Genomic DNA, 16,783 nt, shown 5'->3' on the forward strand with positions numbered 1-16,783 from the left:
CCACCGGTTGTCTGGTCCGCTCTCCGGTCGGGGCTGCGCCCCTCCCTACGATCAGACCAGACAACCGATCCTACCGGCCATCATAGTCGCCGCTCAACCGGCCATCGTAGTTGTCGCCGCGCACGCAAATCCTGTTCCGGACCGACAGCATGGATCGCGCACGTTGGCAGGATGCTTCCGCCCGCCACGCCATCAAGTCGCTCTTGCGCGATGCCCGCGCGCTGATTTCGGGCGGCTATCTTCGCTTGCTCCGGCATCGCCGGCGATCCTGACCATCGCCGCGCCGGTGGGCGAAATTGATACCCCCCAAATTCGCCCTCCACCCTACCGGTCTCGCTTCGCCATCGTGGCCTTTGTCCGCCGCTCCTCGCCGGCGGTCTCAACGAACCCACGAAAGGCCGTCCTATGCGACCCGATCTCGCCGTCCTGCCGCCGCGCTTTCTACGCACCAAGGAAGCCGCTGAATTCCTGAGCCTTTCGGCGCGCACGCTCGAAAAGCACCGCACCTACGGCACCGGCCCCGCTTACAAAAAGCTCGGCGGCCGTGTCGTCTATGCCGTCGATGACCTCCAGGCCTGGGCCGAGCGCGGCGCCGTCACGTCGACGTCGGACCCGCGCGGCCTCGTCCTTCCCGCCAAGCGCCATCCGCTCGCCCCTGTCGCCCAAACCAGCCGCTACGCGCGCTGAGCGGCTTTTCGAATGGCGGCGCGGCACCGGACCAACTCCGAGCGCGGACAGCTCGATCTGTTCCGGGCGCTCCCCGGTGATTTCGCTGCCCGAGACGCGCAGGATCTCATGGCCTATCCGTTCTTTTCTCTCTCGAAGTCCCATCGCGTCACGCCGATCGATTTCACTTCTGGCGACGTCGCGATCCGCGTCGAAGCCGTGCCCGATCACGGCATGGCGACGATCTGGGACGCCGATATCCTGATCTGGGCCGCGAGCCAGATCGTGGAGGCGCGCGACGCGGGGCTTCGCACCTCGCGCCTGATGGCCGCCACTCCCTACGAAATCCTGCGATTCATCGGTCGCGGCACCAGCCTGCGCGACTATCAGCGTCTCAAGGCCGCGCTCGATCGGCTTCAGTCCACGACGGTCTGTACCTCGATCCGCCAGCCCGCCGAGGGTCGTCGTCACCGCTTCTCCTGGATCAATGAGTGGAAGGAGCGCACCGACCGCGATGGCCGCCCGGACGGGATCGAGATGATCCTGCCGGACTGGTTTTATCAAGCCGTCCTGCAGGACGCGCTCGTACTCACCATCGACCGCGCCTACTTCGATCTCGACGGCGGCCTCGAACGCTGGCTCTACCGCATCGTGCGAAAGCACGGCGGCCGTCAGCGCCATGGCTGGCGTTTCGACTTTCGGCATTTGCACCAAAAGTCCGGCGCGCTTTCGCCGTTCAAGCGCTTCGCCTTCGAGCTGCGCGACATCATCCGGCGTCAACCCTTGCCCGGCTATCGATTGTTTCTCGAAGTCGAGATCGGCGGCCGCTCGCTGCTCGCTTTCGAGCCTTCGCCACCCTGTGGAAACCCTGTGGATAGCGTCGTGCCATCGGGAACCCGAAGGCATGTGCCAACAGGAACCCGCCTATCGTGCCAGCAGGAACCCAAATCGGGTCTAAGCCCAAGTCCTGCAACGAAAAATCGCGCCCCTAACTTAGAATCTAACAAAGAATCTAACTTTTTGCTGCGCGCGCGCGACGTGGAAAACCTCATCCACGAGGCTGTCAGCGCTCTCGATGCGACTCCGAAATCCCGCCGTCATTCGGCTCGGCAGACCCGTCACGACGCTCCGCAACTGCCTCTCGATGACCATTCGGGAGGCGAGCCGTGATCGTTGCGCTCCTCAATCAGAAGGGCGGCGTCGGCAAAACGACGCTCGCACTCAACCTTGCCGGAGAATGGGCCGGAAAGGGGAAGAAGGTGACGCTGATCGACGCGGACCCGCAAGGGTCGGCGCTCGATTGGTCGCAGGCGCGCAGCCGCGAAGGCCTTACGCGCTTGTTCGGCGTCGTAGGCCTGGCGCGCGACACATTGCACCGCGAAGCGCCGGAGCTGGCGCGAGACGCTGACGTCGTCGTGATCGACGGGCCGCCGCGCGTCGCCGGGTTGATGCGATCCGCGTTGCTCGCCGCCGATCTCGTGCTGATCCCCGTTCAGCCATCGCCGCTCGACGGTTGGGCGTCTGCCGAGATGCTGGCGCTCGTCGCCGAGGCGCGCATCTATCGCCCCGATCTCGCCGCGCGCTTCGTGCTCAACCGCTGCCCGGCCCGCACCGTGCTTGCGCGCGAGACCGCCGAGACGCTCGCCGATCACGATCCGCCGGTGCTCGCAGAGACCATCGGCCAGCGCGTGGCTTTTGCGGTGGCGGCGCAGTCCGGCCGCCTCGTCCAGGAACTCGACGACGCCCAACCCGCCGGGCGCGAGATTGCGGCGCTGGCGAAAGAAATCGATCGGCTCGGCATGGGGAGGTCGGCGCGATGAGCGAACGCCCGAACCGTCGCGGTTTCGCCGCCCGGCCCGCCAACCCCGAGCAATGGATCAAGGCCGCCGATGTCGCGCTGAGCGATCCCCGAAACGCTGGCTTCACCGCACGCCTCACCATCGACGTGACGCCCGATCTACGCGCCCGGATCAAGATCGCCGCCTTCAAACGCGGCGTCACGGTCGCCGAAGCCTTGCGCGAGCTTCTCGCCCGCGAATTTCCGACAATCGAAGGAGACCCATCATGAATGGCGACGCGGCTTCCCGCGCACGTGGCGGCCCCATGCCGATGGCCGCGCGCGCCGATAACCTCACACAGGTCGAACTGACCTGGGTGGAAAAGCGGATCGAGAACTGGATCAGATTCGGCCGTGAGACGCGCGAGCAAGTGCTCGACCGCCGCCGCCGCGTCTTCTTCTACCGCCCCGGCGCCGTCTTTGCGTTCGTTCGATGGGCGGCCAACGACTTCGGCACAATCCTCTCGCGCATCGACATCGTGCGCGCGATCACGCCAGGCGAGCCCTATCAAACGCTGCCGTTCGTGCGCCCCGGCGGCGAGATCCTGCTGAAGATCGAGGGCTGGCCCAAGGTCGAACAGGTGCTCCGCCACATCGACGCCGTGGAAGCCGCCGGCGTCGATCCTTGTGAAGTCTGCCCCGATCACTGGCGTCACGTTCATCACCGCCTGACTGCTGGTCAGGAGCCGCGCGCCTACACATCCGAGCGCCATGAGGCATGGCTGAAGCGCCGGAGGGTAGAAGGATGACCCGCTTTGGCTACGTCATGGCGACATATGCCGCGCTGATCGCCGTCGGCGTCGCGTCCTGTGTTCCCGTGCCCATCAAGCTGATCTGGAACGCGTCCGCCAGCACGCCGATCGGCTTCTACGATCTTGCGGCCACGCACGATCTGAAGCGCGGCGATCTCGTCGCAGTGATGCCGGAAAAGCCGCTCGCCGATTTCATCGTCGCGCGCGGCTACATCGGCCGCGGCGTGCCGCTGTTGAAGCATGTCGCGGCGCTTCCGGGGCAAACCGTCTGCCGTACCGGTCCCGCTGTGGCCATCGACGCCGCCTTCGTCGGCGACGCTCTCGAACGCGACTCACGCGGCCGCGCGCTGCCCGTCTGGCAGGGCTGCCGACGCATCGCCGACGGCGAAGTTTTCCTCATGAATACGGCCGTCGCCGACAGCCTCGATGGTCGCTACTTCGGCGCGCTTCCCGCGCGCGAGATCATCGGCAAAGCGACGCCACTTTACACCGACGAAGCCGGCGACGGCCGCTTCGTCTGGCGAGCCGCCACGCATTGAACGCCTCCCCATCGTCGGGAGCGGCCCCCGCCGATGGCTTCTTCAACCTCGCCGCACAGGAAAAGCCCATGCCACAGATCGGCGCATTCACCCGCGAGAAGTCCTGCTTTTTTGGGCGGATCGAAACGCTCATCATCCGCCGCGATATTGTTCTCGTGCCCACGGACAACGCCGACGCCGAGAACACGCCGGATTACCGCGTCCATGTCGCCGCCGACGGCGATGCCGAGCCTGGGGCTGAATGTGGCGCCGCCTGGAAACGAACCGGCGAGCGCGCCGGCGAATTCCTCGCGCTCGTCATCGACGACCCCGCGTTGCCGCAGCCGATCCGCGCCAACCTGTTCCGCGACGACGCAAAGGGCGTCACCTGGTCTCTGCAATGGAGCCGTTCTTCCCGGCACGAGGGGAAAGATTGACGCCATGCGCCGCGCCGCACTCCTCCTCCTTTCCGGCCTGTCTTTCGCCTGTGGGATCGCGGATTTGGCCTTCGCTCAAGCGCCGAGCGCCATTCGGGTTTCGGCGCGCGATCCCTTCGGCGCTCACATCGCCGAAGCGGCGCAGCGTTTCCAACTCCCCGCCGCCTGGATACGCGCTGTCCTCGCCGCCGAAAGCAACGGAAACCCGCGCGCCGTATCGCCCAAAGGCGCGATGGGTTTGATGCAACTGATGCCCGCGACGTGGCAGACCTTGCGAATCCAGCACCGGCTCGGCGCGGACCCTTTCGATCCGCACGACAACATCATTGCGGGAGCGGCGTTCATCCGGCTGCTCTATGACCGCTACGGATCGCCCGGTTGGATCGCCGCCTACAACGCCGGTCCTGGTCGGTACGAAGCGTCCCTCAGGGGCCGCTCGCTGCCGCTGGAAACCCGTGCCTATGTCGCCGCCGTCGCGCCCAATCTCAGTGGCGACAGCAATCCGGGCGTCACTCTCGTTTCGGCGATGGACCCGCGAGCCTGGACGCGCTCGGCGTTGTTCGTCGTGCAGGAAACAGGCAGTTCGGCTGCCGATCCCGCGCCCGCCGAGCATCCATCCAGCGACCTCCCGACAAGGCCGACCGTGCGCGATGTTTCTGCCATCGTGCCGCAGTCGAACGGCCTGTTCGTCGCGCGATCCGGCCGAGGAATGGCGCAATGATCGCGCCGGTTCCTGATCGCACGATAGCGTGCCCCAGCGTGTCATGGAGTGCGCGAAAGGGGGGCACGGGCAACACGACCGGAGGATGGCAGGATAAAGGGCCGCGAGGTGCGGCGGTCGGCGGTCGTGTTGTTTCAATGGTTTATGCAGCGATTTCGCGATGTGCGGGTTTTTCTCGCACCTCGCGACCTCATCGTTTTCCGCGCATTTCCAATGGCTTGATAAGATGTGCGGGGTTTCGGCCATGACCGGCGACAGCGAGTTCCGCGTCCGACCGGGCCGCATCCGCTCATCTGGAAAACAAGCCGCGCGGCCCTTCATCGCACAGGCGCTCGCCGCCGCGCGCAAGGCTGGTGCCGGGGTTTCACGCTCGGGCCGGATCGTCCCCGGCAACCGCTCGCGCTTCGGCAAGGGACAGCGCGCCAGCATTCAGGCAAACCGCCTTATCACTTCGCGCTCGCGAGGCGCTGTCGTCAAGGCGCGCGTCGTGCGCCAGAACGGCCGCTCGGCGCCGCTCGCCACCCATCTCAATTATCTTCGCCGCGAGGGCGTGACCCGGGACGGGGAGAAGGCTCGCCTGTTCGGTGCTGGCGGCGACGACGCGGACGGCCGCGCCTTCGCGGAGCGGTGCGAAGGCGACCGGCATCATTTTCGCTTCATCGTTTCGCCGGATGACGCGGCGGAGATGACGGACCTCAAATCCTTCACCCGAGATCTCGTCGGCCAGATGGAGAAGGACCTCGGCACGCGGCTCGAATGGGTGGGAGTCGACCACTGGAACACCGAGCATCCGCATATCCACTTGATCGTGCGCGGCGTCCGGGACGACGGCGAGAACCTCGTGATCTCCCGCGACTACATCAAAGATGGCATGCGCGACCGGGCGCGCGATCTTATCACCCAGGATCTCGGCCCGCGCAGCGATCTCGACATCCGCCGCGGCCTTGACCGGCAGGTGGACGCCGAGCGTTGGACACAGCTGGATCGCCAGCTCGTCCGCGACGGCCGCGATACCGGCGTCATCGATCTGGCGCCGGACCCGACGACCAAGCCCGACGAATATCACACCCAGAAGATCGGCCGCCTGCGCAAGCTGGAAACCCTCGGTCTCGCGGAGCAGGTCGGCCCCGGCCAATGGACGATCGCCGAGGACGCTGAGACGACGCTGCGGGCGATGGGCGAGCGTGGCGACATCATAAAGCGCATGCACCGCGCGCTTACCGAGCGTGGCATCGAGCGCGGCTCGGCCAGCTACGTCCTTGCGGCCGAGAGCCTTGAGGCGCCGATCATCGGGCGGCTCGTCGATCGCGGCCTCGATGATGAGCTGAAGGGCACGGCCTATGCCGTGGTCGATGGCGTCGATGGCCGCACCCATCACATCAAGCTGCGCGATCTCGACGCCGCCGGCGACAGCGCAACAGGCTCGATCGTCGAACTGCGCAGGTTCGAGGATGCGAACGGCGAACGCCGCGTCGCGCTCGCCGTCCGTTCCGATCTCGACATCGACCGGCAGATCACCGCGACGGGCGCGACCTGGCTCGACCGTCAGAACATCGCGCGTGAGCCGGTCGCGCTGTCCGACGGCGGCTTCGGCGCCGAGGTGCGGGAAGCCATGCGCGCCCGCGCCGATCTTCTCGTCGAACAAGGCTTTGGCGAACGCCACGGCCAGCGCGTCACCTTCAACCGCAATTTGATCGAGACACTGCGCAAGCGCGAATTGGACGCGCTCGGCGAAAGGCTCGCCTCCGAAACCGGCCAGACCTTCAACCATGCCACCAGCGGCGAATATGTCGCTGGTTCATATCGCCAGCGCTTCACGCTCGCCTCGGGCCGGTTCGCCATGATCGATGATGGCCTCGGCTTCCAGCTCGTGCCCTGGACGCCCTCTCTCGAAAAGCAACTCGGCCGCCATGTCTCGGGCGTCGCCCGCGACGACGGCGGCGTCGACTGGAGCTTCGGCCGCAAGCGCGGCGTCGGCCTTTGACCCCTTCATCCAAGAACCTTTGCCACAAAAAGGAATTCAAGAATGTCCGCGACCAAAATTCTCTGGGGCCAGATCCTGGCCGTCTTCGCCATCGTGCTCGTCTGCGTTTGGGGCGCGACCGAGTGGGTCGCCTGGCGTCTCGCCTTCCAGCCAGAACTCGGGACACCCTGGTTCAAGCTCCTCGGCTTCCCGGTCTATTACCCACCCGCCTTTTTCTGGTGGTGGTACGGCTATGACGCCTACGCGCCGTCGATCTTCGTCGAGGGCGCGTACATCGCGGCATCGGGCGGATTGATCGCCGCCGCCGTGGCGATCGGCATGTCGGTCTGGCGCGCACGCGAAGCCAAGAAAGTCGAGACCTACGGTTCCGCGCGCTGGGCCGACAAGGCCGAGGTGCAAGCCGCTGGCCTGCTTGGTCCCGATGGCGTTGTGCTTGGCCGCTATGCCCACGAATACCTTCGCCACGATGGGCCGGAGCATGTCCTGTGCTTCGCGCCGACCCGCTCGGGTAAGGGCGTAGGCCTCGTGATCCCCTCACTGTTGACCTGGCCGGGCTCCGCGATCGTTCACGACATCAAGGGCGAGAACTGGCAGCTCTCGGCTGGTTTCCGAGCGCGGCACGGCCGGGTGCTGTTGTTCGATCCGACCAACGCCAAATCGTCGGCCTACAATCCGCTGCTCGAAGTCCGCCGCGGCGAATGGGAGGTGCGCGACGTTCAGAACATCGCCGACATTCTGGTCGATCCCGAGGGCAGCCTCGAAAAGCGCAGCCATTGGGAAAAGACCAGCCACGCGCTGTTGGTCGGTGCCATCCTTCACGTCCTCTATGCCGAGCAGGACAAGACCCTGGCCGGCGTCGCCGCCTTCCTCTCCGATCCCAAGCGCCCCATCGAGTCGACGCTTGCCGCCATGATGAAAACCGCGCACCTCGGTGACGCCGGGCCGCACCCCGTCATCGCGAGCGCCGCCCGCGAGCTGCTCAACAAGTCCGAGAACGAACGCTCGGGCGTGCTCTCCACCGCCATGTCGTTCCTCGGCCTCTACCGCGATCCCGTCGTCGCCGAGGTGACGCGCCGTTGCGACTGGCGCATCACCGACATGGTCGACGGAAAGCGGCCGACGACGCTCTACCTCGTCGTGCCGCCCTCCGACATCAACCGCACAAAGCCGCTTATCCGTCTGATCCTAAACCAGGTCGGCCGCCGCCTGACTGAGGATTTGCAGGCCAAGGCCGGGCGTCACCGTTTGCTCCTGATGCTGGACGAGTTCCCGGCGCTGGGGCGGCTCGACTTCTTCGAGTCGGCGCTCGCCTTCATGGCGGGCTACGGCCTGAAGTCCTTCCTGATCGCGCAGTCGCTGAACCAGATCGAGAAGGCCTATGGCGCGAACAACTCGATCCTCGACAACTGCCATGTCCGCGTCAGCTTCGCCACGAACGACGAGCGCACCGCCAAGCGCGTGTCGGACGCGCTCGGCACCGCCACAGAGATGAAGGCGATGAAGAACTACGCGGGCAGCCGCTTGTCGCCCTGGCTCGGACATCTGATGGTGTCGCGGTCGGAGACTGCACGGCCGCTGCTCACCCCTGGCGAGGTGATGCAGCTTCCCGCGACCGACGAGATCGTTATGATCGCCGGCACGCCGCCGATCCGCGCGAAAAAGGCGCGCTATTTTGAAGACCGCCGCCTCCAGGAACGGATCCTGCCGCCGCCCATGCTGTCGTCCTCGCAACATGGACGGCCCGACGACTGGACGGCATTGCCTGTACCGGACGGGCCGCAGATCGCGGAGGTGAAGTCTGCTTTGGCGGGAGTTGACGAAGATCCGACAGAATCCGAGCGTCGCCGTCAGCCCGAAATCAACCGCGTGCAGCCGGTCGAGAAAAAGGAGTCGATTGAGAACGAGTTCGAGATTGGCCTCGCCGATGACGACGAGGATGATGCTGGGCGCAACAGCCGAATGAACCGGCTCATGCAAGGCGTGGCGCGCCAGGTTTCGCTCGATCCCACCGACGGCATGGATCTGTGAGGCGAAGATGAGCAAACCGGCCCGAAAACAGCGTTTATCCGTCTATGTCGATCCCGCGGTAATGAACCGCTTGGCCGATCATGCCGCGCGACGGGATCAATCCCGCTCGCTGATCGCGGAGGCCGCGATCGAGTCCTTCCTGTCGCCCGACGCCGCTGAGCGTCAGGAAGCCGCGATCACCAAGCGACTAGACCAGTTCGACCGCCGCATGGTCCGGCTCGAACGCGATGTGGGCATCTCCGTCGAGATGCTCGCCGTGTTCGTCCGCTTTTGGCTGGCCACCACGCCCACGCTGTCCGAACCCGTTGTCAAGGCTGCCCATGCCAAGGCTGCCGAACGCTACGCCGCGTTCCTCACCGCGCTGGGGCGACGGCTCGCCAAGGGGCCGAAATTGCGCCATGAGATTAGCGAGGATCTCAAGGACATCGCGAATACTGAACATCTCGGATGAGGTTCTGACTGCCGCCAAGTGAACCGCTGGGCAAATGTGTATCCATCGGCTACACTCCTGCCCATGAGAAAAGACGTCGGCATGCGCATCAGACTGGATCGCGAATTACGGGACCACTTCCTCGCAATTTGCCAGCGGCAGGACAGGCCTGCGGCACAGGTCATACGGGACTTTATGCGCGACCATGTCCGCAAAAACGCCAAGGCATCTTCGGGAGAATCAAAATCACATAACGGAGGGGCTAGCAGATGAAAGGGCTCGCCCGCGTAAAGTTTAAATGGTCCTCGGTAGCTCTGACGATGCTGGGGGGCCGCACATGAGTAATGTCAACGTCAAGCGGCTTATCGAGAACATTCGATCCGGGACCAATATCTACACGCCGCTGGTGGAACTTGTCGTGAACGCCATTCAGGCCATCGATCAAAAGGGCATCAAGAATGGCCTGATCCAGATCGAAATCATTCGAAGCGGGCAAGAAGATCTCGTCGACCGCCTTGCAGATATCGACGGGTTCATTGTCAAGGACAACGGGGTTGGGTTCACCAAAAGCAATCGCGATTCGTTCGACACCCTCTATACTGAGCAGAAAATCACCGATGGCGGCAAGGGGTTCGGCCGGTTCACCTGCCTCAAATATTTCAACCGTGTGCAGGTAGCGAGTACCTTCGCCGATGGCGATACCTTCCACGATCGGTCCTTCAGGATGGGCCTCGACAAGGACATCATCGTTGATGAAAAGACAACAGCTTCCGAGAAACGGGAGACGGGCACGGCCGTCGAGATTTCCGGAATCAAGTCAGTCAAATTCCCGGATAAGCGCCTCGAAACCGTCAGCCGCGTCATCGTCGAACGACTGCTGCCGTATTTCGTGGACAAGGATCGGGACTGCCCTCACATCGTAATCCGGGAAGCGAAGGAGCCATCCAACGGCGTCTCCCTCAACGATTATCTGGGCAAGGAGAACAGCCAGATCGTCGAGATGCGGGTCGAGCAGGGTACATTCACGCTCACGGCCAACGAAGAGGCCAAGGACTTTCAGGTCCGCGTCTTCAAATTATATGCGCCGAGGTCGGCCAAGAGTAAGGTCAGTCTCGTCGCGCACCGGCGCGAAGTGACCGACAACCCACTTCAAGCCTATATCCCGGAATTCGCGGAGGAGTTCTATGAGGCTGGTCCCGATCAGGACCTGTCCAAAGGGCGCAATTTTGTCGTCAAATCCTATGTATTTGGCGACTACCTGAATGACAATGTGTCACTGGAACGGGGAGAATTCCGCTTCCAGACCGACAACGACCTGCTGAATGGCATTTCCCAAAGCGAGATCGAGCAGAAGGCCGCCGAAATCGCGCAGTCGGCGATTGGCTCGGAGATCACCGAGAGGAAGAGGCGTAAGCAGGAGCGCATCGCCGACTATGTCTCAGCCGAAGCCCCATGGCACCGTACGCTCGCGAATGAGGTCGATTTTGACGTCTTGCCCATGCGCCCGTCGAACCAGGATATCGAGCTTCATCTCCAGAAGAAAAAATACGAAAAGGAGATACAAACCCGCTCACAGGTAGCCGCGCTACTGAAATCGGAAAATCCCGACGAGATGGGTGAGAAGATCATTCAGCTCATGGACAGCATTTCGGAAACCAGCAAGAACGATTTGATTCATTACGTTTCTATGAGAAAATGCGTCCTAGACCTTTTTTCAAAGTCATTAGAAATAGGCGCGGACGGAAAACATAAATCAGAAGGTGATGTGCATGATATCATTATGCGGCGCAAGAAGGATTCTGAGGACCTCGACTACGAAGCGCACAATCTCTGGATGTTGGATGAACGATTGAATTTTTCTTCGTACGTGTCGTCAGACAAGCCGCTAAACAAACCTAACGGTGACCGCACAGATATCACGATCTACAATAGGCGTGTTGCGTTTCGCGGCGAAAACGAGGCGAGCAACCCTATCACGATCTTCGAATTCAAGAAGCCACAGCGAGACAATTTCGCCGATCCTTCGTCGAAGGAAGACCCCGTTCAGCAGATCGTTCGTTACGTCAACCAGATCAGAGAAGGGAAGTTCAAGACACCCACAGGTCGCGATATTATCGTCAATGGCACGACGCCTTTTTACGGGTATGTGGTTTGCGACCTGACAGCCAAGGTCAAGAAATGGCTCGAATTCGAGAAGGAATTCACGCCCATGCCTGACGGCCTTGGTTGGTTCCGTTGGTTCGGCAACAACAGCCTCTACATGGAGGTTTTGAGCTGGACCAAACTGCTTCGCGACGCAGAAATGCGGAACAAGATATTTTTCAAGAAGCTCGGCATAGACTGATTACTTTGGTAACGTCGCCAGATGAGGCAGTCAGAGAGTCGCTGCTGATATCCACTGCCTCATCGCGACCACCGCCGTTCTCCTGTATTTGCACGCCACGCTACTACGCCGCTAAATCCTTGTTGAATCTGCCCTAAATCGGGCTCTTTTAATCGACCCCGCAAGGGGAAGGAATGTCGATCCCCGCTGAACTTGGGGCGCGACATGAAGGCTTCGCATCACAATTCTGAAGGCCTCGCGCGGGGCGCGCGGATGCTGCGCACCGCGCTCGGCTCGGCGATCGCGCGGTTCCTCGAAGACGCCGGCGTCGTCGAGGTGATGCTGAACCCCGACGGGCGCATCTGGATTGACCGGCTGTCCGAGGGATTGTCCGACACGGGTGAGCGGCTGTCGCCCGCCGATGGCGAGCGCATCGTTCGCCTGGTCGCCCACCATGTCGGCGCCGAGGTTCACGCTGGGGCGCCGCGCGTCTCGGCCGAGCTGCCCGAGACGGGGGAAAGGTTCGAGGGTTTGCTGCCGCCCGTCGTCACGGCGCCCGCCTTCGCTATTCGCAAGCCCGCCGTCGCCGTGTTCACGCTCGACGATTATGTCGCAGCCGAGATCATGTCGGCGGCACAGGCCGAAGCGCTGCGCCGGGGTGTCGCCACCCGCGCCAACATCCTCGTCGCCGGCGGCACTTCGACTGGCAAGACCACGCTCACCAATGCCCTGCTGGCGGAGGTCGCGAAGACCTCCGACCGCGTCGTCATCATCGAGGACACGCGCGAGCTGCAATGCGCCGCGCCCAACCTGGTCGCCATGCGCACCAAGGATGGCGTCGCCTCGCTGTCCGATCTCGTTCGCTCGTCGCTGCGCCTGCGCCCCGACCGCATTCCGGTTGGCGAGGTGCGCGGCAGCGAGGCGCTCGACCTCCTGAAGGCCTGGGGCACCGGCCATCCCGGCGGCGTCGGGACGATCCATGCCGGCAGCGCCATCGGCGCGCTGCGCCGGATGGAGCAGCTGATCCAGGAAGCCGTCGTCACCGTGCCGCGCGCGTTGATCGCCGAGACCATCGATCTCGTCGTCGTACTGGCCGGGCGAGGGTCCAAGCGCCGGCTTGCCGAACTCGCGCGCGTCGAGGGCCTCGGCCCCGACGGCGACTATCGCGTCACCCTGCTCGATTCCGAGTCTCCCCACCCCGAAGAAGGAAGCCCCTCATGATGCCTGCCGTTTCCCGTATGCGCCGCCGCCTCGCCGCGTCGGTCTCCGTCGCCGTTCTCAGCGTCATGGCCGCCGCGCCGGCGCACGCCTCCGGCTCGTCGATGCCGTGGGAGCAGCCGCTGCAACAGATACTGCAATCGATCGAAGGCCCCGTCGCCAAGATCGTCGCGGTGATCATCATCATCGCCACCGGCCTGGCGCTGGCGTTCGGAGATACCTCGGGCGGCTTCCGCCGCCTGATCCAGATCGTGTTCGGGCTCTCGATCGCGTTTGCGGCCAGCTCGTTCTTCCTTTCGTTCTTCTCGTTCAGCGGCGGGGCGCTCGTCTGATGACCGGCGTCGTCGATCAGGTCGCCGAGGTTCCCGGCTTCACGGTTCCGCTGCATCGGGCGCTGTCCGAGCCGATCCTGCTCGGCGGCGCGCCGCGCGCTCTCGCGATCATGAACGGCACGCTGGCGGGCGCGATCGGCCTCGGGCTTCGGCTCTGGCTGGTCGGCCTCGGCATCTGGGCGGTCGGCCATGTCGCCGCCGTGTGGGCGGCCAAGCGCGATCCGCTGTTCGTCGAAGTGGTGCGCCGTCACCTGCGCATCCCCGCCCATCTCACGGTTTGAGCGAGGACCTCGCCGATGATGAACCTCGCCGAATACCGCGACAAGAATAGCCGGCTCGCCGATTTCCTGCCCTGGGTCGGGCTGATCGGCGAAGGCGTCGTCCTCAACAAAGACGGCAGTTTTCAGCGCACGGCACGCTTTCGCGGGCCGGATCTCGATTCCGCGGTGCCTGCTGAACTGGTCGCGGTCGCAGGCCGGCTAAACAACGCTTTTCGCCGCCTTGGCTCAGGCTGGGCGATCTTCGTCGAAGCGCAGCGCCATGTCTCGAACCGCTATCCCGTGAGCACATTTCCCGACGCGGCCTCCGCGCTGGTCGATGCCGAGCGCAAGGCAGATTTCGAGGAAGCCGGCGCGCACTTCGAATCGAGCTACTTCCTCACCTTCACCTATCTGCCGCCGGCCGAGGACGCGGCGCGCGCCGAGAGCTGGCTCTACGAAGGTCGCGACCAGAAGGACCTCGATGCACGCGAAGTGCTGACCGGCTTTGCCGATCGCACCGACCGCATCCTGCGCCTCGTCGAAGCGTTCATGCCGGAATGCGTCTGGCTCGATGACGGCGAGACGCTGACCTATCTCCACGCCTGCGTCTCGACCAAGCGGCACCGGGTCCGCGTTCCCGAGACGCCGATGTATCTCGACGCTCTGCTTGCCGATCAGCCGCTGACCGGCGGTCTGGAGCCGCGCCTCGGCGCGCAGCATCTGCGCGTGCTGACGATCACCGGCTTTCCCACGGCGACGACGCCGGGCCTGCTCGACGAGCTGAACCGACTCGCCTTCCCCTATCGCTGGTCTACTCGCGCGATCCTGCTCGACAAGACCGACGCGACCAAGCTGCTGACCAAGATCCGCCGTCAGTGGTTCGCCAAGCGCAAGTCGATCGCCGCGATCCTCAAGGAAGTGATGACCAACGAAGCCTCGGCGCTGGTCGATACCGACGCCTCGAACAAGGCGGCCGACGCAGACCTCGCGCTTCAGGAACTCGGCGCGGATTACGCCGGCATCGCCTATGTCACCGCTACGGTGACGGTGTGGGACGCCGATCCACGCACCGCCGACGAGAAGCTCCGCCTCGTCGAAAAAGTGATCCAGGGCCGTGATTTCACGGCGATGGCGGAGACCATCAACGCGGTGGACGCCTGGCTCGGTTCCTTGCCGGGGCATGTCTACGCCAATGTCCGGCAGCCGCCGATTTCCACGCTCAATCTCGCCCACATGATCCCCCTGTCAGCGGTGTGGGCGGGGCCGGAACGGGACGAGCACTTTGCAGCACCCCCACTGCTGTTCGGCAAGACCGAAGGCTCGACCCCGTTCCGGTTTTCCCTCCATGTCGGCGATGTCGGCCATACGCTGATCGTCGGCCCGACCGGCGCCGGCAAGTCCGTGCTGCTGGCGCTGATGGCCTTGCAGTTCCGCCGTTACGCGGGTGCCCAGGTCTTCGCCTTCGATTTCGGCGGCTCGATCCGCGCGGCCGCACTCGCCATGCGCGGCGACTGGCACGATCTCGGTGGCGGCCTGACCGAAGGCAGCGCCGCGAGCGTCGCGTTGCAACCGCTCGCCCGCGTCGATGACACCGCCGAGCGCGCGTGGGCGGCCGACTGGCTGCTCGCCATCCTCGCGCGTGAGAGCGTGGCCGTAAGCCCCGATGTGAAGGAGCACATCTGGACGGCGCTGACGTCGCTCGCCTCTGCGCCGGTCGAGGAGCGCACGATCACCGGCCTTTGCGTGCTGTTGCAGTCGAACGACCTCAAGCAGGCGCTCCGGCCCTATTGCATCGGCGGCGCGTGGGGGCGGCTGCTCGACGCCGAGAGCGAACATCTCGGCACGGCGACCGTCCAGGCTTTCGAGACCGAGGGGCTTATCGGCACGGAAGCCGCGCCCGCCGTTCTCGCCTACCTCTTCCACCGCATCGAGGATCGGCTCGACGGATCGCCGACGATGATCATCGTCGATGAAGGCTGGCTCGCGCTCGACGACGAGGGCTTCGCCGGCCAGTTGCGCGAATGGCTGAAAACGCTGCGCAAGAAGAACGCCAGCGTCATCTTCGCCACGCAGTCGCTTTCCGACATAGACGGCTCCGCGATCGCGCCCGCCATCATTGAGAGCTGCCAGACCCGGCTCTTGCTGCCCAACGAGCGCGCCATCGAGCCGCAGATCACCGCCATCTATCGCCGTTTCGGCCTTAACGACCGCCAGATCGAGATCATCGCTCGGGCCATGCCCAAGCGCGATTATTACTGCCAGTCGCGGCGCGGCAACCGGCTGTTCGAGTTGGGTCTCTCCGAAGTCGCCCTGTCGCTTTGCGCCGCGTCCTCGCGCCAGCATCAGGCCCGCATTGCACAGGTCTATGCGCGCTCCGGCCCCGACGGCTTTCTCGCCTCATGGCTTCGCGAAAGCGACCTCGGTTGGGCCGCCGACATGATCCCCGGTCTCACCAACGTCACTCCGCAGCCTCGCATTCCGCACGCCCCCAAAATGGAGACCCCGTCATGATCCAGAAGCTTCTTCATTCCCGCGCCCGGCGCTTCGCCTTCGCGCTGCTCGCCGCTCCTGTTGCCGTCGCGCCGATGCTGGCGACGCCCGCGCAGGCCCAATGGGTCGTGTTCGATCCCTCGAACTACGCCCAGAACGTGCTGACCGCCGCGCGGAGCCTCCAGCAGATCACCAACCAGATCACATCGCTGCAAAACGAGACGCAGATGCTGATCAATCAGGCCCGCAATCTCGCGAGCCTTCCGATCTCGTCGCTCAACCAGATCGAGCAGTCGCTCCAGCGGACCCAGACCCTCCTCGCCCAGGCCCAGAACATCACCTACAACACCCAGGCGATCAACACGGCCTTCCAGAACCAGTATTCGGCCGCGTCGATGTCGGGCACGAACGCCCAACTCGTCGCCAATGCGCAGGCCCGCTGGCAGAACACGCTCGCCGGGCTTCAGGACGCGATGAAGACGCAGGCGACCGTCGTCTCCAATCTCGGCACGAACTCCGCGCAGATGTCGGTGCTGGTCAACGCCAGCCAGAACGCGACGGGCGCGCTTCAGGCGACGCAGGCCGGCAATCAACTGGTGGCGCTCGCCGCGCAGCAGATCGCCGATCTGACCGCCGTCGTCGCCGCCAACGGCCGCGCCGATGCGCTGCGCGACGCCGAACGCTCGGCCGCAGCCGCGCAAGGGGCCGCTCAGCGCCAGACGTTCCTGACCCCCGGCGCGGGCTATCAGCCCGGCAGCGCTCAGATGTTCCACTCCGGCAACTGAAG

17 protein-coding genes and 1 pseudogene are annotated in these 16,783 nt (G+C 64.3%); all 18 read left to right on the forward strand.

Annotated features, from left to right (window positions below):
• Positions 1-110 precede the first annotated feature (110 nt).
• The 18 genes and pseudogenes from POM99_RS22470 (at position 111) to trbJ (ending at position 16,781) form a co-directional block, all read left to right on the forward strand.
• Entirely contained in the window at positions 111-272 is a 162-nt protein-coding gene (locus POM99_RS22470) for a DNA -binding domain-containing protein (RefSeq protein ID WP_369011636.1), read from the forward strand.
• A gap of 133 nt (positions 273-405) precedes the next feature.
• Entirely contained in the window at positions 406-687 is a 282-nt protein-coding gene (locus POM99_RS07710; protein ID WP_277276419.1) for a helix-turn-helix transcriptional regulator, read from the forward strand.
• Between the two features lie 12 nt (positions 688-699).
• Positions 700-1,521, forward strand: a pseudogene (locus POM99_RS07715) (replication initiator protein A); the annotation flags it as partial.
• Positions 1,522-1,832: 311 nt separating this feature from the next.
• A complete protein-coding gene (gene parA, locus POM99_RS07720) occupies positions 1,833-2,486 on the forward strand; it encodes a ParA family partition ATPase (RefSeq protein WP_277276423.1) in 654 nt (217 codons plus the stop codon).
• Positions 2,483-2,734, forward strand: coding sequence for a hypothetical protein (locus POM99_RS07725; protein WP_277276425.1), 252 nt, complete (start codon positions 2,483-2,485; stop codon positions 2,732-2,734). The genes parA and POM99_RS07725 overlap by 4 nt, the downstream gene beginning before the upstream one ends.
• Positions 2,731-3,252 carry a DUF2840 domain-containing protein gene (locus tag POM99_RS07730; RefSeq protein ID WP_277276427.1) on the forward strand — a complete coding sequence of 174 codons (522 nt, stop codon included), beginning with the start codon at positions 2,731-2,733 and terminating at the stop codon, positions 3,250-3,252. The genes POM99_RS07725 and POM99_RS07730 overlap by 4 nt, the downstream gene beginning before the upstream one ends.
• A complete protein-coding gene (locus POM99_RS07735) occupies positions 3,249-3,794 on the forward strand; it encodes a S26 family signal peptidase (RefSeq protein ID WP_277276429.1) in 546 nt (181 codons plus the stop codon). Before POM99_RS07730 ends, POM99_RS07735 begins: the two co-directional genes overlap by 4 nt.
• Before the next feature lie 68 nt (positions 3,795-3,862).
• The gene (locus POM99_RS07740) at positions 3,863-4,210 is read left to right on the forward strand and encodes a DUF736 domain-containing protein (RefSeq protein WP_277276431.1); all 348 of its coding nucleotides are present in this window, start codon (positions 3,863-3,865) and stop codon (positions 4,208-4,210) included.
• A gap of 4 nt (positions 4,211-4,214) precedes the next feature.
• Complete coding sequence (locus POM99_RS07745) at positions 4,215-4,931, forward strand: lytic transglycosylase domain-containing protein (RefSeq protein ID WP_277276433.1); 717 nt, start codon at positions 4,215-4,217, stop codon at positions 4,929-4,931.
• A gap of 244 nt (positions 4,932-5,175) precedes the next feature.
• The gene (locus tag POM99_RS07750; RefSeq protein ID WP_277276435.1) at positions 5,176-6,915 is read left to right on the forward strand and encodes a relaxase/mobilization nuclease domain-containing protein; all 1,740 of its coding nucleotides are present in this window, start codon (positions 5,176-5,178) and stop codon (positions 6,913-6,915) included.
• A gap of 42 nt (positions 6,916-6,957) precedes the next feature.
• Positions 6,958-8,943, forward strand: coding sequence for a conjugal transfer protein TraG (locus POM99_RS07755; RefSeq protein ID WP_277276437.1), 1,986 nt, complete (start codon positions 6,958-6,960; stop codon positions 8,941-8,943).
• A gap of 7 nt (positions 8,944-8,950) precedes the next feature.
• The gene (locus POM99_RS07760) at positions 8,951-9,394 is read left to right on the forward strand and encodes a CopG family transcriptional regulator (protein WP_277276439.1); all 444 of its coding nucleotides are present in this window, start codon (positions 8,951-8,953) and stop codon (positions 9,392-9,394) included.
• Positions 9,395-9,710: 316 nt separating this feature from the next.
• Complete coding sequence (locus POM99_RS07765) at positions 9,711-11,717, forward strand: ATP-binding protein (protein WP_277276441.1); 2,007 nt, start codon at positions 9,711-9,713, stop codon at positions 11,715-11,717.
• Between the two features lie 204 nt (positions 11,718-11,921).
• Positions 11,922-12,917 carry a P-type conjugative transfer ATPase TrbB gene (trbB, locus tag POM99_RS07770; protein ID WP_277276443.1) on the forward strand — a complete coding sequence of 332 codons (996 nt, stop codon included), beginning with the start codon at positions 11,922-11,924 and terminating at the stop codon, positions 12,915-12,917.
• Between the two features lie 17 nt (positions 12,918-12,934).
• Positions 12,935-13,246, forward strand: a complete 312-nt coding sequence (locus POM99_RS07775) for a TrbC/VirB2 family type IV secretion system protein (RefSeq protein ID WP_438822999.1) — start codon at positions 12,935-12,937, stop codon at positions 13,244-13,246.
• Positions 13,246-13,527, forward strand: a complete 282-nt coding sequence (locus POM99_RS07780) for a VirB3 family type IV secretion system protein (protein ID WP_277276446.1) — start codon at positions 13,246-13,248, stop codon at positions 13,525-13,527. The genes POM99_RS07775 and POM99_RS07780 overlap by 1 nt, the downstream gene beginning before the upstream one ends.
• A gap of 15 nt (positions 13,528-13,542) precedes the next feature.
• On the forward strand, positions 13,543-16,017 hold the full coding sequence (gene trbE / locus POM99_RS07785) for a conjugal transfer protein TrbE (protein ID WP_277276449.1): 2,475 nt from the start codon (positions 13,543-13,545) through the stop codon (positions 16,015-16,017).
• Positions 16,014-16,781 (forward strand): P-type conjugative transfer protein TrbJ, encoded by a 768-nt coding sequence (gene trbJ, locus POM99_RS07790; RefSeq protein ID WP_277276451.1) that lies wholly within the window; start codon positions 16,014-16,016, stop codon positions 16,779-16,781. The genes trbE and trbJ overlap by 4 nt, the downstream gene beginning before the upstream one ends.
• Positions 16,782-16,783 lie beyond the last annotated feature (2 nt).

The organism is Novosphingobium cyanobacteriorum, assembly GCF_029436685.1.
In the GTDB taxonomy this organism is placed as follows: Bacteria; Pseudomonadota; Alphaproteobacteria; order Sphingomonadales; family Sphingomonadaceae; genus Novosphingobium; species Novosphingobium cyanobacteriorum.

What these genes read in the sequence shown, in the direction of transcription:
- POM99_RS07730 (WP_277276427.1), top strand. Translation starts at nt 2,731, where the DNA reads ATGAATGGCGACGCGGCTTCCCGCGCACGTGGCGGCCCCATGCCGATG.
- POM99_RS07725 (WP_277276425.1), top strand. Translation starts at nt 2,483, where the DNA reads ATGAGCGAACGCCCGAACCGTCGCGGTTTCGCCGCCCGGCCCGCCAAC.
- trbE (WP_277276449.1), top strand. Translation starts at nt 13,543, where the DNA reads ATGATGAACCTCGCCGAATACCGCGACAAGAATAGCCGGCTCGCCGAT.
- trbB (WP_277276443.1), top strand. Translation starts at nt 11,922, where the DNA reads ATGAAGGCTTCGCATCACAATTCTGAAGGCCTCGCGCGGGGCGCGCGG.
- POM99_RS07765 (WP_277276441.1), top strand. Translation starts at nt 9,711, where the DNA reads ATGAGTAATGTCAACGTCAAGCGGCTTATCGAGAACATTCGATCCGGG.
- POM99_RS07750 (WP_277276435.1), top strand. Translation starts at nt 5,176, where the DNA reads ATGACCGGCGACAGCGAGTTCCGCGTCCGACCGGGCCGCATCCGCTCA.
- POM99_RS07745 (WP_277276433.1), top strand. Translation starts at nt 4,215, where the DNA reads ATGCGCCGCGCCGCACTCCTCCTCCTTTCCGGCCTGTCTTTCGCCTGT.
- trbJ (WP_277276451.1), top strand. Translation starts at nt 16,014, where the DNA reads ATGATCCAGAAGCTTCTTCATTCCCGCGCCCGGCGCTTCGCCTTCGCG.
- POM99_RS07755 (WP_277276437.1), top strand. Translation starts at nt 6,958, where the DNA reads ATGTCCGCGACCAAAATTCTCTGGGGCCAGATCCTGGCCGTCTTCGCC.
- POM99_RS07740 (WP_277276431.1), top strand. Translation starts at nt 3,863, where the DNA reads ATGCCACAGATCGGCGCATTCACCCGCGAGAAGTCCTGCTTTTTTGGG.
- POM99_RS07775 (WP_438822999.1), top strand. Translation starts at nt 12,935, where the DNA reads ATGCGCCGCCGCCTCGCCGCGTCGGTCTCCGTCGCCGTTCTCAGCGTC.
- POM99_RS07760 (WP_277276439.1), top strand. Translation starts at nt 8,951, where the DNA reads ATGAGCAAACCGGCCCGAAAACAGCGTTTATCCGTCTATGTCGATCCC.
- POM99_RS07780 (WP_277276446.1), top strand. Translation starts at nt 13,246, where the DNA reads ATGACCGGCGTCGTCGATCAGGTCGCCGAGGTTCCCGGCTTCACGGTT.
- POM99_RS07710 (WP_277276419.1), top strand. Translation starts at nt 406, where the DNA reads ATGCGACCCGATCTCGCCGTCCTGCCGCCGCGCTTTCTACGCACCAAG.
- POM99_RS07735 (WP_277276429.1), top strand. Translation starts at nt 3,249, where the DNA reads ATGACCCGCTTTGGCTACGTCATGGCGACATATGCCGCGCTGATCGCC.